The organism is Gordonia sp. CPCC 205333, from assembly GCF_048537885.1.
Classification (GTDB): Bacteria; Actinomycetota; Actinomycetes; order Mycobacteriales; family Mycobacteriaceae; genus Gordonia.
Genome location: NZ_JBCLVI010000003.1, coordinates 779,133 through 804,139 on the forward strand (window position 1 = coordinate 779,133; position 25,007 = coordinate 804,139).

At 63.8% G+C, this 25,007-nt stretch carries 4 protein-coding genes; all 4 read left to right on the plus strand.

Annotated features, from left to right (window positions below; translation table 11 throughout):
• Positions 1-4: 4 nt before the first annotated feature.
• From AAFP29_RS13870 to entS, 4 genes are read left to right on the plus strand one after another with little or no spacing between them, the layout of a single operon-like run.
• Positions 5-3,097, plus strand: a complete 3,093-nt coding sequence (locus AAFP29_RS13870) for an amino acid adenylation domain-containing protein (protein WP_419217934.1) — start codon at positions 5-7, stop codon at positions 3,095-3,097.
• The gene (locus AAFP29_RS13875; RefSeq protein WP_419217935.1) at positions 3,094-10,521 is read left to right on the plus strand and encodes an amino acid adenylation domain-containing protein; all 7,428 of its coding nucleotides are present in this window, start codon (positions 3,094-3,096) and stop codon (positions 10,519-10,521) included. The genes AAFP29_RS13870 and AAFP29_RS13875 overlap by 4 nt, the downstream gene beginning before the upstream one ends.
• Positions 10,518-23,657: an amino acid adenylation domain-containing protein gene (locus AAFP29_RS13880; RefSeq protein ID WP_419217936.1), complete on the plus strand. Its 13,140-nt coding sequence runs from the start codon at positions 10,518-10,520 to the stop codon at positions 23,655-23,657. The genes AAFP29_RS13875 and AAFP29_RS13880 overlap by 4 nt, the downstream gene beginning before the upstream one ends.
• Positions 23,654-24,943 (plus strand): enterobactin transporter EntS, encoded by a 1,290-nt coding sequence (gene entS, locus AAFP29_RS13885; RefSeq protein WP_419217937.1) that lies wholly within the window; start codon positions 23,654-23,656, stop codon positions 24,941-24,943. Before AAFP29_RS13880 ends, entS begins: the two co-directional genes overlap by 4 nt.
• Positions 24,944-25,007 lie beyond the last annotated feature (64 nt).

Here is a 25,007-nt window from a genome sequence, read left to right on the forward strand (position 1 = left end):
AGCGTTGACCCGCGCGTCGGCCGCGGCGCGCGGTCTGTGGTTCGCACAATCGGTGACCCCGTCTGCCGCGTCATTCACCGTCGCCCAACTCATCGAATTACATGGCCAGGTCGACCATGATCGGCTACAGGCCGCGATGGACGCGACGTTGGCCGAAGCTGACGGACTGCGCCAGGTCTTTCATCAGGACTCCGACGGCGATGTCCATGTCGCCCACGGCCAGCCGATCAAAGCGATACGTGTCCGCCTAGATGACGATCCCGCAAACATCCAGACGCACACTCAGACTCGGATTCAGGTTGGTATCGACCCGGGCACGGGGCCGTGCGCGAACGTCGAAATCCTCACCACGGCCAAACGAACCGCAATTCTCGTTGTGGCGCATCATATTGTCATCGACGCCTACGGCCTCGGACTACTGCTCCGGCGGGCGGCGCAGTTGTACTCCAATCTCGCCGATGATCGTGTGTTCAAGTCGATCACTACCCTGCCGGACGAATTCGACGCGCCCAAGTCCGGTGCCGCCGACTTCTGGGCGAGCACGTTGGCCGGAGTAACCGGCCCGCTGACACTCGCCGACACCCCTCGCGCGCACCGAATCGCTACCACCATCCATACCGCTCGTACCGTAGTCAGCGGCGCCGGTGGCCTCACCCGTTCTCCGGCCCGACTCGCCGCGGCGATCGCGGCGTTCTGCGCTCGCCAGGCCCAAACCGACGACGTGATCCTCGGCTTCCCGATGATGAACCGATTCGGTAGTCCAGCTGCGAATATCCCGTGCAGCACAGTTAATGTCGTGCCACTGCGGGTCGGCGTCGGACTCGCCGACACCCTCGACGCCATCGTCGGGCGGGTGACCGACGCGATGGGCGCACTACAACCCTATTCGTCATATCGCGGTGAAGATATCGTGCGCGACCTCCGCCGCATCGGAGTCGACGGCGCGGTCGGCCCGACCGTCAATATCAAACCCTTCTCTTCGACCGTCGAATTCGGCGACCTCCGAGCTGAGGTAACCTCGCTCGCGCGCGGACCGGTGGTAGACCTGTCTATCTACGCACTTGACCTGGCGCACAATGGAACTGACGGCGACCTAGAACTTCTGATCGACGCCGACGCTGACCTCTACTCGGCAGACGAATTGCGGTACCTCGCCGACGTACTCGGCGAGTTCGTGTCGCTCTCGATCGTCGACACCGGCACACGGATCGGATCGCTGCCGCTCGACACCATTGGCACCGCTGCGCGCGTACAGGCAATTCGCGATGCCGATGAGTCCACCGAGATAGACCCCGAAACCACCTCGCTTCTCGACGCCATCGATAGTCATCCCGACGAGGCCATCGCGGCAATCAGTGACGGAACGAAACTCACCTACGGCCAACTGCGTGTTCAGTCGGCTGCCATCGCGGCAGCGGCCGACTTCGCCGGCCCGGAAGACATTGTCGCGGTGAGACTTCCACGCGGCATTGGGCTAGTCTCGGCGCTAGTCGGAGTTCTGCGCACCGGCGCGGCTTTTCTCCCCCTCGACCCCGGATTCCCGGAAGACCGGATCGCCGCCACTCTCGCCGATGCCGACCCGGTCGCGATCATCGAGCCAGCCACCGACGGACAACCCGCCGTCACACGCCTGAGTCGGCGCGATCGCCCGAACGCCGACAGCGGCATCGACGCGCCGCATCGCGCACACGACCTCACACCGGCATATGTCATCTACACCTCGGGCTCGACCGGCGCACCTAAGGGAGTCGCCGTCGAGACCAGGGCGTTACGCAATTTCACCACCGCTATGATTCGCCAATTAGGTTATCGCCCAGGGCAATCGGTCCTTGCGGTCACCACCATCTCTTTCGACATCTCACTCCTGGAGACAGTTGTCCCGCTGGTTGCGGGCAGTACGGTAATTCTCGCCGGTACCGACGACGTCCACAGCCCCGACCGGCTGGCACGATTGATAGCCGCCCACGATGTCACCCACATGCAGGCGACTCCGTCGCTGTGGTCGGCGTTCCTCGACGCTGGCCACGCAGCGGCGCTTTCGGGTCTGACAATCCTGGTCGGCGGCGAACAACTGCCGGCCGACGTCGCCACCGGCCTCGCCGAGTCCGCTTCGTCTGTGTCGAATATGTACGGCCCAACCGAAACCACGATCTGGTCGACGAGCGCCCTGGTCACCGCCGGGCAAACTCCATCCATCGGGTCGCCAATCGACAACACCGGGATCCGGATTCTCGACGCCGCACTCAACCCGGTCCGGTCCGGTCACCCAGGTGAACTGTATCTGAGCGGTGCGGGACTGGCCCGCGGCTATCACGGGCGCGGCGACCTCACCGCCACCCGATTCGTCGCGGACCCGTTCAGCGACGTCGGTGCACGGATGTATCGGACCGGCGACGTCGCCCGCACTTTGCCCGACGGAACGCTGATTTGCCTTGGACGCACCGATCATCAGGTGAAAGTCCGGGGTTTCCGCATCGAACTCGGAGATATCGAATCAGCTCTGGCGCGACATGAATCGGTCGATCGCGCAGTAGTTGTCGCAGATGACGGCCGGCTCGTCGGCTACCTGACCGCCGGCCACGGACCCGATCACGAGAGTTCAACACTTGACCTGGATGCGCTTCGACTCGCGCTCGCTACCCAGGTGCCCGACTATATGGTCCCGGCAACATTGATCGCTTTGGATGCGATCCCGTTGACACCCAACGGAAAAGTCGATCGTCGTGCACTGCCGAAACCTGATTTCGCCGCACTCGCCGGACACACCCGATCGCCTCGTACCGATACCGAGAAGGCGCTCGCGGCGGCCTTCGCGACCGTTCTGGGGGTGCCCCGGGTGGGCGCCGAGGACAGCTTCTTCTTACTCGGTGGCGACAGCATCGGCGCCGTGCGACTGGTCGCAGCCGCCGCACGCAGCGGGTGGACGGTGACACCTCTTGATGTCTTTGACCATCCGACGGTGGCCGGACTGGCCCTGGTGGCCAGTGCGGCCACTTCGGTCGCGGAACCCGACCGGCATACCGGCGGACAGTCGACCACTACCGCGGAAATCGGCATCGACGAACTCGACGACCTGATGGAGGACAACCTACTGTGACCGCGGCGCTCGAAGACGTCCTGCCCCTGACCCCGTTGCAGGAAGCGATCGTCTATCACTCCACCAAGCCTCGCGCAGCGCAGGAAACCGATCCGTACCTGATCCTCGCCGATATCGAACTGACCGCCCATCTCGGCCCGGTGGACGCCGAACACCTACACGCAGCCATCGCCTCTGTGGTCAATCGCCATGCGGCCCTTCGTACTTCATACACTCGGCGGCGCAACGGCACGCCGGTCGCCCGAGTGCATACGAGTGCCGAGATTGTTCTCCACGCCGTCGACGGCCTTCCGCCGGGTGGGCTCGAAGCACTCCGTGCCGCGGAACGTCTGCGCGGCATTTCTTTGACCGCACCGCCGCCGGTGCGTTTCGTTCTCGTCGATGACGCGCCCCGAACCACGCTGCTGATGGTTGCCCACCATATCGCCGTTGACGGGTGGTCGATTCACCGAATCTTCGCCGAGATCGTCGCCGCTTATCAGGGCGCCACTGCACCCGACGTCGCGCCGATCAGTGAGTTCTACCGGTGGCTCGGGTCGCGTGACAACGACGTGACCCCCTGGGCGCGAGCGCTGGCAGAGTTCGATGGCCCGACACCGATCGCCGCCGTGCACGACCAGGCGGCCATTTCAGTTCCCGTGTCCCGTACACACTCAGCTCTGCCTGCCGCACAGGTGATTTCACATACCTTCGGTAGCAAAGCCTCCACCCGTTTACGTGCGGTCGCGACGTCATCCGGCGTCACAACGAATACACTCGTCCAGGTCGCCTGGGCCCTGGTTCTGGCCGAAGTCAACGACTCCGACGACGTGGTGTTCGGCGCGGTCGTCTCCGGACGCAATCCAGAGGTTCCCGGCATCGACGAGATGGTCGGGATGTTTATCAATACCGTCCCGGTCCGAGTGCGGCTCAACCCGCTGGAGAGCGTGCGTGATCTGCTACGGCGGATTCAGCGTGAGCAGTTCGCGCTGATCGGTCATCATCACCTCGCGCTCGGCGATATCCAATCGGCGATCGGCGTAGGGGAACTCTTCGATTCCATCGTCGTCTTCGAGTCTTTCCCCCGCGGTGCGGTCAGACCGACCATCACAGACGAAAATACTTACCCGGCAACGCTTCTCGTCGAAGACGAAGACGAGATCCGAGTCCTCCTGGAATACCGCGGCGTGCCTGGGCAGATCCTCGAGCGGCTCGTCGGCTACCTGGATTCGATTGTCGCGCGACCCGAGAGCCCGATTGCCGCCCTCCCGGTCCCCGGTGCCGATGTCGAGATGCCGAAATCGCCCGCCTTGCCCTATGTTCCGATCGCCGCGCAGATCGCCGGCGTGGCCACGGATCGACCCGACCACAACGCTTTGATCATCGGTGATGAACGCCTTACCTACAGCGAATTGGACCGTCGTGCGGCACAATTCGCCTTTGAGCTAGCAGAGCTGGGGGTTGGCGAAGAGTCACTCGTCGCGATCGCGATGCCGCGCGGTGCCGACCTGGTGGCCACACTGCTCGCCGCCGCACGACTCGGCGCGGCATATCTTCCGATTGATCTGGAGTATCCGCAGCAGCGGATTTCCTTCATGCTCAACGACTCCGCGCCAGACGTAATCGTTGATGGGGCGACCTGTGCGCGTTGGCGGACCAGCGCCGTCGCCGAAGCCGACCTTCCGAATCCGGCGCACCCGGCTCCCGGTGCGGCGGCCTATGTCGTTTACACCTCCGGCTCGAGCGGCACCCCCAAGGCAGTGGTCGGCACCTCGGTCGGCCTGGCCAACCGAATCGCCTGGGCAGCTACCCGCTGGACCGCATCGGTGATCGCCGCGAAGAGTTCACTCGCATTCATCGACGGCACCACCGAACTACTCGGAGCGTTGGCCAGCGGCGCCACCGTACTCCTTGCCCCCGACGACGCCATCCGGGACGCAGGCAAGCTGTCCGCTCTGGCTATCGCGGGCGAAGCCGACCAGGTCACTGCCGTTCCATCGCTTGCCGCGGTGATGAGCGAAACGACCTCGCTGAGGCTACATCGATGGGTACTCTCGGGTGAACCGCTCGCACAGGTCACCGCTGATCGATTGCGCGCCACCGCAGAAGAAGTCGTCAACTCCTACGGATCATCCGAAGTTGCCGGCGATGTCACGGCCGGAATAATCACCTCCGAAATCCATGTCGGTTCGCCGGTACCCGGGGCCGGTGTCATCGTGCTGGATCGTCATCTGCGGCCAGCGCGAATTGGCGCGGCGGGTGAGGTCTACGTGACCGGCATCCAACTCGGACGCGGCTATCGCAATCGCCCGGACCTGACCGCCGTCGCATTCGTCGCCGACATCTCCGACCCCGGCAGTCGCATGTACCGCACGGGTGATCGCGGCGTGATCGGACCCGATGGACTTCTGCGGTTGCTCGGCCGTACCGACGCCCAGGTCAAGATCCGCGGCAACCGCGTCGAGCTTGGTGAAGTCGAGGCAGCAATCCTCGCCCTCAACGCAGTCGAAGAAGCCGCCGTCGTCGCCAGGGCTGACATCGACGGTGCCTTGCGACTCGACGCCTACGTCGTCGGCGCCGCCCGCACCGGCGAACTCTCCGCTGAACTCGCAACGACATTGCCGCAGTACATGATCCCGTCGACGTGGACCGAATTGCCGCGGATCCCCCGCACGCCGAGTGGCAAACTCGACCGTCGTGCGTTGCCTGCACCGCACCGAGCCGTGCGGAGGGCGCATCGTCCACCGGTTACCGACACCGAGCAGGCGGTGGTCGCCGCCGTCGCAGATGTCCTGAAAATCGAATCGCCCGGCCTCGACGATAACTTCGTCGATCTGGGCGGCCATTCGTTGTCGGCGACACGCGTACTAACCCGACTGCGAGTGACCACCGGCCAATCACTCACGGTCGCGCAGATTTTCGACAACCCCGTAATCGCCGATATCGCAGCGCTTCTCGATGCCGGTTCGTCGACAATCGACGAGCCGATCGCACTCACAACCCGCCCAGATCCCTTGCCACTCTCGCCAGCGCAGCGACGCCTCTATTTCCAGAGCGGCATCGACGATTCGGCGTACACCATACCCTTCGCTGTCCGGCTCACCCCCGCGAGCGCGATCAATCTGCCACGTCTGCGGAACTCCCTACGGGACATCGTCAAGCGACACGAGACTTTGCGCACCAGAATTCAAGACGGTCAGCAAGTTATCTCACCGATCGAACAGGTCCCGGTACGGATCGATGAACTTACGGTGGCATACGGCTCCGATGACCTCGATGCCACGATGGCCGAACGCATCGCCCTGCCGTATGACCTCGCCGCGGACTATCCGTTGCGCGCCAACCTGATTCGGATAGCGAAGACGGATCAGGCAGTACTGCTACTCACTGTTCACCACATCGCAGCCGACGAATGGTCGGCCGCACGGCTATTCGACGAGCTCGCCGCCGGGTACAACGGCACGCCGGTGTTGGCACCCGCGATTCAATTCGCCGACTATACCGTCTGGCAACTCAATCGGCTCGGCACCGAAGACGACCCGGACTCATTGGCAAGTCGGCAGTTGACCTTTTGGCGTGAAAACCTCTCCGGCGCACCGGAAGAGACCGAACTTCCATTCGACCGGCAGCGAACCGCCGATCGTGATCACCGCGGGGCTCAAGTCGCGGTTACCTTCACCGCCACTGAACTGGCCGCCCTGGCCGACCGAGCCCGCATCGAAGGTGCATCGATGTTCATGCTCATGCATACCGCGGTAGCGATCGCGTTGTCCGCATCGGGTGCGGGCAACGATGTCGTCGTCGGTACACCGACCGCGGGTCGATCGAGCGCCGCTGCCGAAGCGCTCATCGGGATGTTCGTCAACACACTCGCACTCCGCACCGACCTGTCCGGCAATCCGACGCTGTCAGAGATGATCGCCCGAGTCCGTCGGGCCGACCTCGACGCCTACGCTCACGCCGATATCCCCTTCGACAGCGTTGTGCGGGCGCTCGCGCCTGATCGGTCCCTCGCTCGCCATCCCGTCTTCCAAACCATGGTGCAGTACCGCGATCCGATTGTGGCACCGGAATTCGCCGCGCTGACGGCCGATCCGGTATTCCCGTCGAGCACTACCTCCAAATTCGATCTGACTTTCGAGTTCGCGCAGGCACCCGCCGATGGCGGCATTACCCTGCGGATCGAATACGCGACCGAACTCTTCGACCGGCCGACCGTGATCGCGCTCGCCGAACGAGTTCGGCGCACGGCGTTGCTGCTGAACACCGATCCCGGTACTCCGATCGCAGCGCTACGACTGGACCCGGACACTCCCGCAGTACCGGTACTCCGGCACGGCGATTCTCCCGAATACACCACGCTCATAGACGTATTTGCCTCCACCGCAGCACGTTTCGGCACCCGGCCCGCGGTCAGCGCGGGCCCTTCGACACTGAGTTACGCCGACGTGGACGTACTGTCCACCCACGTTGCCCGACGCCTCGTCACCGATGGTGTGCGCGCCGGTGACCTCGTCGCAATGAGTATCGACCGCGACGAGTACCTGATCGTCGCGATCGTCGGAATTCTCCGGGCCGGCGCGGCCTATGTCCCCATCGACCCCACCTCACCCACCGATCGGATCGCGGGCATCCTTTCCGACGCGAATCCCACTGTCACCGTGGACGATAGCTATCTGCGCGACGCGCTGAGCGCCGACGTCCCCGCTGCATCCCTGCCGGCGGTACATCCCGATCAGCCGGCTTATGTCATCTTCACCTCGGGCTCAACCGGACGGCCGAAGGGTGTCCTGGTCACTCACCGCAGTGCCGTCGCGCTGCTGGCCGGGGCACTCCCCCGGTACGACGTCGATGAGCGTGACGTCTGGAGCCTGTTTCACTCATACGCTTTTGACGTCTCGGTCTTCGAAATCTGGGGCGCTCTGAGCACCGGCGCTCGAATCGCGCTAGTCGACAAAGACACCGCCCGATCGCCGCGGGATTTCCGTACGCTGATCGCCACCGAGCAAGTGACCGTCCTCTCGCAGACACCGACCGCATTCTTCGCCCTCGACGCCACCGACGCCGATCTCGCCTCAGCCGATGCGGGACTGGAGACGCTGCGCTATGTCATCTTCGCCGGCGAGGCACTGGATCTGAGGCGGCTCACCGGCTTTCATCGTCGCCATCCGCAGGCACTGACGATCAACATGTACGGAATTACCGAAACCACGGTGCATTCGAGCTTCCTGCACATCGATCCCGACTTCGCCCGCACGGCACCGGGCAGTGCCGTCGGACCGATGCTTCCCGGTTTCACTGCGCTACTACTCGACAGTTACCTCCGCCCGGTTCCCAGCGGAGCGACCGGCGAGCTCTATCTCTCGGGGCCTCAGGTCGCCGCGGGCTACCTGCATCGACACGGACTCACCGCAACTCGTTTCGTCGCCGACCCGGCGGGTAGCGGAGCACTGATGTATCGCAGCGGTGACCTCTTCCGTCGCGACGCCGATGGCGATCTGTTCTATATCGGTCGCTCCGACACTCAGGTCAAAATCCGCGGATTCCGGATCGAACTAGGCGAGATTCGCTCCGCGATTGCGGCCCTCGACGGCATCGACGACGTGGCTGTTATCACCCGGAGCGGCCCCGGTACCTCACCCCGAGTCATCGCATATGTCGTAGGCGACACGACACCCGACGTAGTCAGCGCTCGGGTCGCGAATGTCCTACCCGAGTACATGGTGCCGTCCGCGGTGGTCACGGTCGACGCGATCCCTCGCACGGTCAACGGAAAGACCGACACCGGAGCACTTCCCGCTCCGATGACATTGACCGACGCCGCCTCTCCACAAGTGCCCCGGACTGAGCACGAACGACTAATCGCCGACATCTTCACCGACACACTGGGGCTGGACGCCGTCGGCCTCGACGACGACTTCTTCGCGCTCGGCGGCGACTCCATCGTCTCCACCACCCTGGTCAATCGGGCCCGCCGTCGAGGAATCATCCTGACGCCACGTGACATCTTCACCCACCGCACGGTTGCCGGTCTCGCACGCGTCGCAGCGGAAATGACTGGCGAACCCGACGATTCGACTGAGATCCAGTCCAGCAGGGGGCCAACGACATTCGGGCTCCTACCTGCCACGCACCGATTACGCGAACTCGGCGGCACAATAGACCGATTCAACCAGTCGCTAGTCGTCGATACTCCAGCCGACCTGGACGAGGGGATCCTCGTCGCAGCACTGCAGGACCTCCTCGACGCGCACCCCGCGCTCCGGGCAACGCTCAACGTCGTCGCCGGGTCGGTATGGTCGCTCGCTTCGGGCCCGGCCGGGACACCAGTGGCAGCCGACCTGCTCCGGGTCGTCGACATTAACGCGCATGGCACCGTCGCCGAGACCATCACCGTCGAATCATTCTCCGCCGCAGGGCGATTGGCACCCAAGTCGGGAATCATGGTGGCCGCCACACTGCTGCGGCCCGCTCCCGGTGAAACCGGTCGGCTTATCCTGGTGATTCATCACCTGGTGGTCGATGGTGTTTCGCGGCGAATTCTTCTCGACGACCTGGCCGCCTGCTACGAAGAACGCAGCACGGGTGGCACGCCGACTCGTCTCCCGACGACTACATCGCTGGCGAGTTACACCGCCGCGATGAATACGATAGCCGCCGACCCGCGGCTGCTCGCCGAAGCCGAGCATTGGATCAATATCCTTGCCCCCGGAGGCGAACTCGTACCCGGTCGTCCCGGCAAAGCGGGGACGGTCGGCGAACAGCGACACCTCGTCATCGACCTGGACACCAGAACCTCAAGCCAACTCTTGACTGATGTCCCGGCAACCCTCGACGTCGGCATCACCGCAGTATTTCTCGGTGCACTGCGAATTGCGGCGTCGTCGGCCTGCGGCACCGCCGATCTGTTGGTCGACACCGAACGTCACGGCCGCGACACCGATGTCGCGGGCCTGCCCGCTGATCTTTCGCATACGGTCGGCTGGTTCACGACCTTCGCACCGCTGCGGCTGGCTCAGGTCGGCACGGTTGATGCGGCAGTCATCGCAGCCGAACAGGCCTGGAGTCAGATGCCCAGTGCGGGTGCGGGATTCGCGATGCTGCGGTATATCAACCCGCAACTGTCCGCTGCGCTTGCTACGCTCAGCCGCCCGAGCGTACTGCTCAACTACCTTGGCCGATTCTCCGTCGGTGGCGGGGCGCCCTGGCAGCCGTCCGCCGAATCAACCGCCCTCAATGCGACGGCCGATCCCGATCTCGGTGCCGCATACCCGTTGGAGATCGACATCGTATGCCGCGACGAGGCATCCGGCCCGGTCATCGCCGCGCGTTTCACCTACCTACCCGATCAACTCGACGCCAACTCCGTATCCCGCCTCGCCGATTCCTGGCGTGGCGCGGTGGAAACCCTTGTCGTGCAATCTGATTCTGGAGTTCGTTCATGACCACGCTCGACGATGCCATTGACGCGGACCCGTCATTCCCAAGTGACCTGACCGCCGAACAGGCACTGCCTGCACTGGCCGGGCAACGCGATATCTACTTCGGTATGCAGGTGGTGCAAGACCCAACGCTCTACAACACGGGCCTATTCGCCGAATTCCACGGCTCCATCGATGTCGATCGGCTAGCCGACGCACTGTTCGCGGCATTGACCAAAGCCGAAGCGATGCGTGCGGTCTTTTCCGTGGTGGACGGCGAGGTCCACCAGCGCATCCTGCCTGCCGAGAATTGGTCACTGGAATTCGTCGATATTCGTGGCAAAGATGCGCACGCCTGGATGAGTGCCGACATGGCTCGGCCGATGGATGTCGAGAATGGGCCGTTGAGCCGCTTCGCGGTATTGCGCGCCGACTACAACACCATCTTCCTCTACGTCAAAGTTCATCACCTCGTGTGCGACGGGCTTGGCCTGATCCATTTCACCACGGCTATTCGCGACCTCTACGACGCCAAGGACCGCAAGTTTGACTGGAACTTGTCCGCGGTATCCACGGCTGAACACGAGTATCGCAACGGCGACCGCTTTGCCCAGGACCGCGACTACTGGCTGACGAAAATGGGTGACCGACCGGCGCCGGTGCGGCTACTCCCCGACGATCTTGAGCCCGGTATCGGCTTGGTCGCCGCCCGTTTCGACATTCCAACCGAACAACTCACCATCCTGCGCGCGGTGGCCAGTGAAACCGGCGTGCGGCCCGCGGTTTTACTCATCGCCGCCACCGCTGCCTTCGCTCACACCTCCACCGGCGCAACAGATCTGGTTCTCGCCCTACCGGTGACTGGCCGGCTCGATCGGGTCGTGCGCACCGCGCCGGCCATGGTGACCAGCGTTCTGCCGTTACGGGTTAGGCTCGATCCACGAGATAACCTCGCCGACGCGGCGGGTAAAGTCGATCGCGCACTATTCGCGCTGTTGTCGCACAGTCGGTTCCGCGGCGAAGACATCGGTCGCGCGCTGGCCGCACAGGCCGATTCCCCACGAGCGCCGTATCGGATGTTCGGCCTCGGCGTGAACGTGATGGCCAATACGACCCGGCAGACCATCGGTGGAGAACAGTTCGTCGCCCACGGTCTCGCGTCCGGCCCCGTGTCCGATGTCGAGATCCAAATCCAATTGCGCCGCAAGGAAATGCCAGCCGAAGTCGTCATCCGCGCAGTCGAATCCGCGACGTCGCGCGCGGCTCGTATCGGCGAGTCTTTCGCCGAGTTCGTCACGCTGCTTTCGCAAGCTCCTACCGCTCGCTTCGAGCAATTGTCGACCGGTATCGCTCCCGCGCCGATTCTCGAGGTGTCCGGGCCGGTGCCACCGACACCCGCGATCCACCGGTTACGCACGGCCGGTATCGACCCGGGCACACTTGAGCCCCGGCGCCTGAACGCGACGGCTGCTCCCGGCACCGACATCGCGGATATCGACTCCGCTCTCGCCCTGTTGGCGACCCGCCGTGCGGCGCTGCGCACCACTCTCGCGCGGCCCCTGCCAATCCTGTGGACCCTGACTACCGAGCCGACTGGCGCGTACATCCCGCCGGTGTCGGAATATGACTCGCACACCGGCCACGTACGTGTCGATCTACCCGCAGCGCTCATCGATCCGGTATCGGCGGCGCTTTTGGAGACCGATCTACAGACCGCCCTCGATGACCTCGCCGATGGACGACATATCGACTTCACACCATGCGCGATTCCCCTGCCCGATATCGCGACCCGGCTCATCGCGAGTGCGGCGAATCCGTCAGAGCTGCCGCAGTGGCTGAAAATCATGGCGCCCGGTGCCGGTGCACCTCGGCCAGACTCCGATATCGACATTCGAGAAATACTGACCGCCAGTCGACCACTAGATATCGCGGGGACCCGGCGTCCCCCGCAGGCCGATTCGGCCGCGCTTTTGCCCGTCGTCACGCAAGCCTTGGCCCGCGTGTGGGCAGAGGCAGCGCCCGACGAATTGCTGATCGACCTTGCCGTCGATCTCCGGACCCCGGACGCCGCGCAAACCACCGGTCCCCTGCAAGCACTCAGTCCTGTCCGAGTCAATCCTCTTGTGTCGCAACACACTCCCTTGGCCGGGCCGCCGCTCGACGCACTGCGTTACCTGTCGCCGCAGGTAGCTGTTGCCCTAGACGCTGCCACCGAGTCCGGCGAAATCGTCGACGCCGATATCCTGATCGGCGAGTATGGTCTGCCGACCGGGCATCGCTTGAGCGTCGATATTCGCCGCGTCGAAGGACAGTGGGTGGTACAGGCGAGCGCCGATCCGACTCGTATCCGCGACGCTCAAGCGGTCATCGACGTGCTGACCGCGGCGGTCGCCGAATTCGCCGCCGACACCTTGATTCCGCTCGACGATTCGGAGCTGGCGTCACTGGAGTCCCGCTACGGACTCATCGAGGACATCTGGCCGCTGGCGCCGCTGCAGGAAGGTCTGTTCTACCAGGCTCAGGTCGATGCCGACGACGACATTTACACCGCCCAGTTCTGGCTGGATTTCGGTCATCGAATCGACGCCGACGCACTGCGGCGTGCGGCCGAACAACTAATGGCGGACAATCTTGAATTGCGGGCGGCCTTCATTGATCATCACGGCACACCCGTCCAGATCATCCGTGCCGACGTGCCGCCCAGACTGGCTCAGGTCGATCTGTCGGCATTCGACGACGTGACATCACCCGGCGCGACGCAGGCGCTCGAGAAGGTCCTCGCCGATGACCGCCGTGCCGACATACCACTCGACGACGCACCCCTGTGGCGGATGACACTGATCCAGTTGCCCGGCGGACGGGACCGGCTGGTCGTCAATCGCCGATTCATGTTGTGGGACGGCTGGTCTGGCGGTCTATTCGTTTCCCGGCTACTCGCCTATCTCAACGGCACCGCGGTGCCGACACGCGAGGCGTCGCTACGCGACTTCCTCTCGTGGGTCGCGCACAACGACGACACCGATGCCCGAGCGCACTGGCTGCGCACTCTGGCGGGTTACGACGAACCGTCGCTTGTCGCGCCACGGGCGGCGGGCGCCGCTCCCCGCCCGCCGCGACGCATCGAGGTAGATCTCGGCCCTGATCTGTCAGAGCGGCTACGCGCTGACGCACGGACCGCCGGAGTCACCTTGAACACGGTGCTGTCGACCGCCCTGACCCTCACATTGTCCCGAGTGCTCGGCCGCACCGACATCGCCTATGGATCAACCGTGGCCGGACGGCCGACTGAGGTTCCCGGCATCGATACGGTGATCGGACTATTTCTCAATACGGTTCCGGTGCGGACGATATTGCGGCCTGAGGAGCCCCTGGTCGAATTGTTGCGCCGGGTTCAAGACGACCGAGTCAATCTGATGGCCTACGACCATATTCGGCTCGCGCAGCTACTCGAAGACACCGGGCAGAACGCATTGTTCGACGTCCTGTACGTCCTGCAGAATTTTCGGACCGATGAGGAGGAACGCGCTCAGTCCGCACTGCACGACGTCGTCGGCGAGGGAAGCCTGGACCATACCCACTACCCGTTGGTGCTAGTGGTAAGTCCCGGCGCCGAAATCTCATTCCGCCTCGAATATCGAGACGACCTGATCGACGCCGACACTGCGGCAGCCATCGTCACACGGTTACGCATCGCGCTGGAAGGCATCGGGTCCGCACTGCGATCGCCGGTCGGCGCGCTCGCGCTCACGTTGCCTGACGACCTGGCGTTGGCGGGTCCTTCACACCAGTTGCCGCAACGCACGGTTGCCGACCTGCTGGCCGATCAGGCCACGGCAACACCAGACGCGACAGCGTTGGTTTCCTACGCTGTCACCGACAGCGGATCGATGACCTACGCGCAACTCGACGCGGCGGTTGACGCGTGCGCGCAGATTTTGGCCGAGAATGGCGTCGGTGCGGAAACCGTCGTGGCGCTAGCTATTCCACGAACAATGCACACCGTGGTGGCACTATTCGCGATCCTGCGTGCCGGCGCTGCCTACCTCCCGCTGGAATTGGATCACCCGGACGAACGCCTCCGGGCCATCCTCGACGACGCCGCTCCGCTGCTGGTACTCACACACTCGCAGGTAGCCGTACGTTTCGCCGAGGCAGGTCTACCCACCCTTCTCATCGATCAATTGCCCGCCGTGTCAGACCCGAATTGGGTTGCGCCACTGGTCAATCCAGATTCCCCCGCGTACGTCATCTACACCTCGGGCTCTACCGGCAAGCCTAAGGGGGTCATCACCCCGTATCGCGGTCTGACGAATATGCAACTCAATCACCGGGAGAAGGTATTCGCGCCCGCGATCGAGCTGGCAGCCGCCGCAGGTATCACCGGGCAACTGCGGATCGCTCATACCGTCTCGTTCGCATTCGACATGTCCTGGGAAGAGCTGCTGTGGCTCGTCGAAGGACACCTTGTGCACGTATGTGACGAAGACCTACGACGCGATTCAACCGCATTGGTGGACTACTGTCGCGCACATCGGATCGATGTGGTCAACGTGACCCCGACCTATGCGGCCCAGTTACTCGCCGATGGACTCCTGACGCCCGGCTCGGATAGTCACGTACCGCCGCTGGTCTTGCTTGGCGGCGAAGCGGTTAGCGACCCGGTCTGGACGCATCTGCGCGACCACCCGGCCACCTTCGGCTATAACCTTTACGGCCCAACCGAATACACCATCAATACCCTCGGAATCGGCACCGACGAGTCGCCGACGTCGTCGGTCGGCACGCCGATCTGGAACACCACTGCGCATCTACTCGACCCGTGGCTTCGACCGGTGCCGACCGGTATTGCCGGGGAGTTGTATATCAGCGGGGCTGGACTCGCACGAGGCTACCTCGGGCGGCCCGATCTGACGTCCGAACGCTTCGTCGCCGACCCTTTTCGCAGTGGCGGCCGGCTGTATCGGACCGGCGATCTGATGAAAGTCCGCCCGGATGGCAATCTCGACTTTCTCGGGCGCACCGATGATCAAGTGAAGATTCGCGGCTATCGGGTCGAATTGGGTGAGATCGATGCCGCATTGACCGCTCTGCCGCAAATCGCTGGATCCGCGGTGATCGCGGCGGCCGATCCGTCGTCGCCCGATATCAAACGTCTTGTGGCATACGTCATTCCAGCAGAGTCCGATATGTCACCGCCCACGATCGACTTCACCGCAGTGCGCCGCGAACTGAGTTCGGTACTCCCCGACTACATGGTGCCGACCCTGTTTGCCACCGTCGACACGTTCCCGATGACAGTCAATGGCAAACTGGACGTCGCGGCGTTGCCCGAGCCGCAGCGCACCACCGTACGTCGCGCCCCGACAACTGATCTCGAAAGCACGCTGTGCGAGGTCTTCGCGCAAGTACTCGGACTTGATTCACGCGTCGACGGAGAATCAGCGGTCGGCGTCGACGACGACTTCTTCGAACTCGGCGGGCATTCGATGGCAGCGATGAAACTTGTTGCCGCAGTACGGACCGCGACTGGCGCCGAACTCGCCATCCGGGATCTCTTCGAGGCGCGCACGCCTGCCGAGATCGCTCGGCGCGCACGACATACCGGCACTGCTTCGGATATTCCCGTTGGCAACCGCTCCGACACCATTCCGCTGTCACCGGCGCAGGAGCGCCTCTGGGTTCTCTACGAACTCGACCCGGCCGACGTGTCCTACCACTACGGGCACGTGGTGCGGCTGCACGAACCCATCGATATCGAGGCGTTGCGACTGGCGCTGCTCGATGTCGTCACCCGTCACGAGTCATTGCGCACCGTCATCGATGACTCCGGCGATGATGTGCACCAACGAATCCTGGCGCTAGGTGAGGTTCCCGACCTTCTTCACGTCGAACGGATAACGGCGTCGGTCGACGCTGCGGCCGACCCAGCGGCACTGACCGCGGGTGCAGCCGAAATCCTCACCCGCCCATTTGATCTGCGCGAGCAGCCAGCGATCCGGGTCGGGGTTACCGAACTCCGCGACGCCGCCGGCGCATTCACTTCGGCCATCGTGGCTATCGGTATGCATCACATCGCGACCGATGAGTGGTCCGACCGACCACTGCTGACCGATCTCACCCTCGCGTACTCGGCTCGCGTCGCGGGTAGCGCACCCGAATTCGCCCCGCTACCAGTGCAATACGCCGATTACGCGGTGTGGCACCGGGATAAGGTAGCCGAGTCGGGCGATCAGCAGTTGGCGTACTGGACCGAACAGTTGGCAGACGTGCCCGCCGAACTGACCTTGCCGCGTGATCGCGCACGAGTGCCCGGTAGTCCTGGCCCCGCCGCGACCGAGACCATAGTCCTCGGTGTCGATACCCGCGCCAAACTCGCCGATTCGGCGCGATCTGCCGGCGCGAGCATGTTCATGTTGCTGCAGGCGGCCGTGGCAGCCCTTCTCCACCGAGAAGGCGCGGGCGACGACATCCCGCTGGGCTCCCCGATTTCCGGGCGATCGGACCCGGCACTGGACGATCTTATCGGCTTCTTCGTCGGCACCCAGGTCTTACGAGCCGACGTCGCCGGTCATCCCACATTCGAGCAGCTACTTGGCCGCATCCGTACCACCGATCTGACCGCGTTCGACAACGCCGATGTGCCCTTCCAACGGATCGTCGAAGAACTAGCGCCCGATCGTGTCGCAGGTCGCAACCCGCTGTTCCAGGTCAGCGTCAGCTATCTGCCGCTCGACGGTACACCAGGCGAATTTCTTGGTATTCCAGCGACTTTCGAGCCGCTCACCGCCATCGGCGCGAAATTCGACCTGGCGTTCACCTTCGTCGACATCACCGCGTCAGGCGAATTGACCATCGCACTCGAGTACGCCGTCGAGCAGTTCGATCCCCACACCATAACCACCCTGCTCGATCATTTACGCCGGACACTGGACGCCGTGGCGGCCGATCCGGCGATCCGCATCGACGCCATCGAACTCCTCGATGACACCGAGACCGCCAGCCTGCTCGCCGCCGAGAGCGGTCCGCCCGCGATGGATCACGATCTCACCCTCACCGAGTTGTTCCGAACGACCGCCAACGCGCGTGCGGAGGCAATCGCCTTGCGCGACACAATTGGTGGCGCACTGTCGTATTCCGAACTCGACAATCTCGTCAACCGCACCGCAGCTCGACTGCGAAGTGCCGGAGTCGGACGAGACCACGTGGTCGCCGTCTTGATGGACCGTTCGATCGCGCAATTGGTCGGGCTACAGGCCGCACTGCGCGCGGGCGCGGCGTATCTGCCAATCGATGCCGATCTGCCCGATGAGCGTATCGCTCTCATTCTCGACGACGCCGCACCAACCGCCGTTCTCGTCGATGAGGTCAACCTCAGGCGCACAACGGGATTCGCGACGGTGACGCTAGGGCCGGACGAGGTATTCGCCGACCAAGACGATATCGATCCCGTCGTCGTCACGAACGATCCGGACGACGCCGCCTATGTCATTTACACCTCGGGATCCACCGGTCGCCCCAAAGGCGTAGTCGTCTCGCATCGAAGCATTGTCAACGTGCTGCGTTGGCGGTTGGACAGCTATCCCGGCGGATTCGGGCCGGACGATGTGGTCTTGGCCAAGACGCCCGCAGGATTCGACGGTGCGGCCTGGGAACTACTGCTGGCGTTCGCGGCAGGCGCCTCGGTTGTCGTCGCCGAACCGGGGGCACAACGTGATCCGCAACGACAAGCACACATCATCGCCGAATTCGGCGTCACCACAACCGTATTCGTTCCATCGGTGTTCGAGCTGTTCGTCCCCTACCTAGACCGGACACCTACCCTGAGGTCTGTCATCGCCGGCGGTGAGGCGCTTACCGCAGGTCTGGTCGCGCGCGCCCTTGCCGCGGCCGAACACGACGATCGCATCACACCACTGCGTATCACTAACGCCTACGGTCCGACTGAGACGACTGTGGTCGTGACCGACGAAACCTTGGAGCGAGAGGTGTCAGGGCCGGTGCCGATTGGCGGGCCGGTCGCTGGCACCGATCTGCTGATCCTCGATAGCTCCTTGAACCGGGTCGCTGACGGCAGTGTCGGTGAACTCTATGTGCGCGGCGTCGCGTTGGCTCGTGGCTATCTCGGTCGTCCGGATCTGACCGCGGCGTCATTCGTCGCCGACCCGACCAGCGAAACCGGTAAGCGTCTTTATCGCACGGGTGACTTGGTGCGGCGGCGCGACGGCGTCCTCTATTACGTTGGCCGCGCGGATACCCAGGTGAAGGTTCGCGGCAACCGGGTCGAACTTGGTGAAATCGAGACGGTCATCGGAGCGGTCGACGGTGTCGCTGCCGCAGCAGTCGCGGTGACCGGTGATTTCTTGGTCGGGTGGGTGGTACCTGACGACCAGTCGGTTGAGCATTCCACTTTCGCGAGTAGTCTCACCGAGCGACTTTCCGCAGTTCTGCCGTCGTATATGGTGCCGGCCCCACTTGTGGTCCTCAACGAATTCCCGCTCAATCACACCGGCAAATTGGATCGGCGGGCCTTGCCACTGCCCACCCAAACGGCAGGCGAGGCGCCGACGACTTCGACCGAGATCTCGGTCGCCGAGGCGTTCGGGGCGGTCTTGGGTGGCCCGGTTACCGACATTCACGCGAATTTCTTCGCGGCGGGCGGACATTCGCTACTGGCTATCAAGGCGATCAATGCCATCCGGGAGTCACAACAGATCGACCTGAGTCTGCGAGTGTTCTTCGATCGGCCAACTGTCGCCCAGCTTGCCGCATATCTCGACGGTGTCGGGACTACCGTGCCGAGAGCGGTAGCGCTGGCCCGCCGGGCGTCGACCGAGCCGGTCCTCTCGTTCGGTCAGGAGCAAATGCTGACCCTTGACGCGCTTGCCGGGCCGTCATCGACCTACAACGTCCCGCTGCTATGGCGACCCTCTGTGTCCACGCCCATCGACATTGAGGCACTGCGGGCAGCCGTCGGCGATGTCGTCGAACGTCACGAAATTTTGCGCACTCGATACCCGGAGCAACGGCCGGAACTGGTTGACCGGCCAGTGGTGCCGGTGTCGGTCGCCGCCGACGCCGCTGATCTCGCGGTAGCGGCGGCCTATCCGTTCGACCTCGAGACGGAAATCCCGATTCGGATCACCGCGACATCGGATATCGCCGTGCTCACGATGCATCACGTCGCGACTGACGAGTGGTCGGCAGCGCCGCTGCGCACTGATCTCGATACCGCGTACCTGGCCCGGTTGGCCGGCCGGCGACCCGACTGGGCCGAACTGCCGCTGCAATACTCCGATTTCGCCGCGTGGCAGCGCGACGCGTGCGCTGGCGACCGCGCACAGAGCCAACTCGATTTCTGGCGCGATACCCTCGCGGGCGTTCCCGAAGAGTTGGCATTGCCCTACGACCGTCCGCGTCCCGCGCGGCCGTCCGGTCGCGGAGACGGCGTATTCCTGCGTGTTCCAACCGAATTGGCCGACAATCTGCGAACACTCGCGAACGCGACCGGGACGTCTATGTTCATGGTGATCCAGGCAGCGGTCGCCGTGCTGCTGTCGCGGCTCGGCGGTGGCGGCGACATTCCGCTGGGTACACCGGTCACCGTGCGTAACGATCCGCGACTCGATCAGTTGGTTGGCTATTTCCTCAATACCGTTGTACTGCGGACTGACGTCGAGTCGCCGGAGTCGACGCGTGAGCTTCTCGCCTCGGTCCGCGAGAACAACCTCGCCGCCTTCGACAATCGCGATTTGCCATTCGAGCGAGTCGTCGAAGCGGTGTCACCGGCTCGCTCCACGGCGATGAATCCGCTCTTCCAGACGATGGTCATGTACGTCGAAGGACAACTCGACCTCTCCGGTGACACCGCCCTGCCCGCACCGACAACGGCCAAATTCGACCTGTCCTTCGACTTCGTCGAAGACACCTCGGGTCCGCACGCACAACTGGGCGGCGTCATCGAATACAGCACCGACCTATTCGAACGCGCGACCGTCGAGGCGATGGCTACGCGACTCGAGACGATTCTGAGCTATATGGTCGGCGATCCTGACGCATCGTTACGCAGACTCGACATCCGGATCGGCACCGAATACCGCGATACATTCCGGTCGGGCCCACCGCCTGCAACGTTCGCCGAACTGTTTGATGCGGCTGTCGTGACCGACCCCACCGCTCGCGCACTATCCGGCTCCGACGGCAGCCGCACCTTCGGCGAACTCGCCGGGCGCGTCCGGGCGATAGCAGCAGAACTCGCCGCGCAGGGCATCGGCGCCGAAGACGTCGTGGTTGTGTCGCTGCCCCGAACCGTTGTCGCATTGGAGACCATCTTTGCGGTCCTCTATTCCGGCGCCGCATACCTGCCGATCGATCCGTCGACGCCGATCGAACGCGTTGCGGCAATGACCGAACTGGCTCGGCCGATTCGGGTAATCGACAGCCTCGACGACCCCTTGCTATCGGTGAGTTCGGTAGACGTGCCAGCGATAACGCGGGCACGGCCACTGCTACCCGAGCACCCCGCTTATCTGATCTTCACGTCGGGATCCACCGGCACACCTAAGGGTGTCGTCGTGCCGCACCGCGGATTGACGAATCTTTTCGCCAGTCATCGGCGCATGCTCTATGACCCCGCGAAGGCCCGCACCGGCCGCCGGCGGCTCAAGGTGGGCCATGCGTGGTCGTTGGCCTTCGACGCTTCGTGGCAGCCCCAACTGTGGCTACTCGACGGACACGAGTTGGTCATCGTCGACGAAGACACCCAACGAGATGCCGAAGCACTTGCCGCACAGTTGACTTCAGAAGAATGGGATTTCCTTGAGCTGACACCCTCGCATCTCGCGCGTCTCGGTAGCGCACCAGAGCGCATGGCTGCCATCGGGTTCGGTGGCGAAGCGGTTCCGGACGCGCAATGGCAGCGACTGAGGATGCTGACCGACTCGGACGCCTACAACCTGTACGGGCCAACCGAAGGCACGGTGGACGCACTGGTCGCGCGGGCTCGCGACACCGAACATCCAATGATCGGGCGTCCGGTAGATGGCACCCACGCCTATGTGCTGGACACCGCACTGCTGCCGGCGCCTGACGGAGTCTATGGCGAGTTGTATCTCGCTGGCGCCGGATTGGCCCGCGGATACCTCGATCGCGGCGATCTCACCGCGGAGCGGTTTGTCGCCGACCCGTTCAATACCGACGGCTCACGGATGTACCGCACCGGTGACGTGGTCCGCTGGACTCGCGAAGGCTATTTGGAGTATCGAGGTCGCGGTGACGACCAGGTGAAGATCCGTGGATTCCGGGTCGAACTCGGCGAAGTCGAAGCAACGCTCGCGCGAGTCGACGGCGTGTCACAATCGCTGACCGTCGCCCGTGCTGGGCGACTGATCGGTTACGTGGTCGCCGAACAAGGCGCACAACTGGATTCGGTGACACTGCGCTCGGCCGCCCGATCAGTGCTGCCGGATTACATGGTGCCGTCGGCGATTGTGATCCTCGACCGGTTCCCAACCTTGCCGAACGGAAAGCTCGACCGGCGCAACCTGCCACTCCCCACGATCGAGTCCCGAATCCGCAAGCCGGAAAAGGCGATTGAAAAGCAGTTGTGTCAAGCGTTCGCCGACGTACTGGATCTGCCGGTTGACACCATCGGTCTCGACGACGACTTCGCCGAACTGGGTGGTGATTCAATCGTCGCGATGGCCCTCGTCAGCCGACTGCGCACTGAGGGATTCACCGTCGGGCCACGCGAGGTGATGACTTATCGCACGGCGGGCGAACTCGCCGAATTCCTCCCTACCGCAACAGCATCGACTGTCACCCTCGACCGCGTGGAATCAGGACCGGTACCCGCATTGCCGATTGTGCGCTGGTTGCAGGAACTAGCCGACGGCCGTCCGGAAGTGATTGCGGGGTTCCATCAATCCGCACTGCTGACCGTGCCAGCCGACATCGACGCGACACTCGTCGACCAGGCCCTCCGGTTGCTGGTGCGACGTCATCATATGTTGCGAGCTCGATTGATTACCTCCGAATCATCCTGGCGATTCGAACTTCCGCCACGTGAAAGCCTCTCCGCCGGAATGTATCCCACGGTTGTCGTCGAGACGGACCGCGACATCCACGCGGTTGCGCTGCGCGCGCGGGCACGACTAGATCCACTCACCGGAGCGATGGTGTCGGCGAGTCTGATCGATTTCGGCGACGAGCCGGGTCGCCTTCTGCTACAGATTCATCACCTGGTGGTCGACGGCGTGTCGTGGCGGACGGTGGTCCCCGAGTTCATCGCCGTCTATACGCAACTCGCCGATGGCCGCTCTCCTGATTCGGTATCGCTCGCGGCCGCACCCACCGACTACGGTGCGTTCGTGCGCGAACTCGTCAACGAGGACCGGTCAGCTGAATTGTCACAGTGGCACGAAACCGTCTCGTCGGCGAATGCGCACGCGCTGTTCACCGACGAACTTGATTCACGCCGCGACATACAGGGCTCCGCGCGCGTGCACCACGTGCAGGTCGATGCGGCGGTAGCGCAGCAGATTCTCGGCCCAATTCCGGCACAGCTCGGTGTCGCTGTCGACGATGTACTCCTCGGCGCATTCGGCACCGCCGCCCGAACACCGACGCTGGTCGATCTCGAAGGCCACGGCCGGATCGAGGAATTGGTTCCGGGCGCGGACCTTTCAGGCACCGTCGGATGGTTTACCGCGGTGCACCCGGTAGCGGTCGGCGGTTCTGCGACACCGGGTGAGCAGGCGCGCCAGGTCGCCGAACGCCGAGCCGGATTCGCCGACGACGGGATTGGTTACGGCCTACTTCGCTATCTCGGTGGCCAGCAATTGCCAAGTGCCGCAATCGAATTCAACTATCTCGGGCGATACCGATCATTCGGCTTCGACGACTGGGGCATGGCACCCGAATCGGCAGATGTCGGCCCGGGTGAGAAGATGCCCGCCGGGTATGGCCTGATCGTCGACATCACGACACTCGACGGTCCCGACGGAACGAGTCTGCGCGCGACGTGGACGTATCAGCCGCGGCTCATCGATGCCGACACCGTGGTCGGGTTGGCTGACCGTTGGCTCGACGCCCTCACCGAGGTGAGCCGATCCGAGACTCAGCTACCTACCAGCGACACCACAACATCGACAGGAGCGTCATGAGCGCCGCGTCCCAGGTCCTCATCGACCTCACTCCATTGCGCGTCAGCGCTCCATTTCGCCGGGTATTCGTCGCCCGACTCATCTCACTGCTGGCCATCGGCCTGCTACTGGTGTCGGTCCCAGTTCAGATGTTCGACCTCACGCGATCGTCGGCACATGTCGGTGCGGCGACTGCCGTCACGGGCCTGTGCACCTTCATCGGCATGTTGCTCGGCGGCGTGCTGGCCGACCGGTTCGATCGCAAGTTGCTCATCATCATCGGGCGAAGCGGTGCGGCACTATCTTTCGCCGGCCTGGCCGCCAACGCGTTCGGCGTCTTCGGCGGGGAACCGCTGGTCTGGGTGGTCTATCTTCTCGCGGTTGTCGATGGACTGATTGGCGCGTTGTCAACGTCGGCGCTCATGGCGGCGGTACCGACACTCATCCCGGCCGAACATCTGATGGCGGTTGGCGCGATCAACTCATTGACCGTGCGGATCGGCGCGGCGGTCTCACCGGGTATCGCCGGTTTCATCATCGCCGGCGCCGGTGTTGAATGGGCGTACACGGTGGCCACCCTGGGTGGCGTGGTGACGGTGCTCATCCTGGTGGGATTGCCGTCGATGCCACCGACGGCCCCTACCGGCGGCCCAGCGGCGGCGGCGCCTGCCGCGGAAGATGCTGTGGCGCAACCTGAACCACCATCACTGCTCGACTTCCTGCGTACTCAGCGAGTGGTAACCGGCGTGATGATCGTCGGCGTCGTCACCATGCTTGGCACCGGACTTGTCGCATTGCTGCCGTCGTTGGTCGCCGAGCGATTCAACGAGAATGCCGCGGCGACGGGCCTGCTTTACGCCGCAGTCGCGGCCGGAGCAATGGTGGCCGCTTTGACGAGTGGCTGGATGTCCGGCGTCACGCGACCTGGGCGACTGTTGCTCATCGTGTTGATTCTCGCCGGCGGGTTCCAGATCCTCTTCGGCCTAGCACCGTTCGCGTGGTTGGCCATCGTCGTATTGTTCGTCATCGGGTTTCTCGATGCCGTCGGCGAGGTGATTCGGTACGCCCTGATCCAGGAGCACACGCCCGGCCCACTACTCGGCCGGGTGAATGGTATTTGGATGGCACAGGAGGTCGGTGGAGTCACAGTCGGCGCCCTCGTCGCGGGCCTCCTCGGAACGATCTGGGCGGCGTCGGACGCAATCGTCTACTACGGCGTGATTTTGGCGATCCTCGGCGTCGTGGCCGCGCTGACCTTGCGCGGATTGGTCGGGATGCGGCGAGAGCAAGTGTTGGCTACCCGCTGAAGTGGTCTCGATACACGCGACTCGGCTAGCGCCTCGCCGGCACGCGACCAGCGGAAACTACCGA

Bases quoted from the DNA above. Each gene is read 5' to 3' on its own strand.
- AAFP29_RS13880 (WP_419217936.1), top strand. From the start codon at position 10,518: ATGACCACGCTCGACGATGCCATTGACGCGGACCCGTCATTCCCAAGT.
- entS (WP_419217937.1), top strand. From the start codon at position 23,654: ATGAGCGCCGCGTCCCAGGTCCTCATCGACCTCACTCCATTGCGCGTC.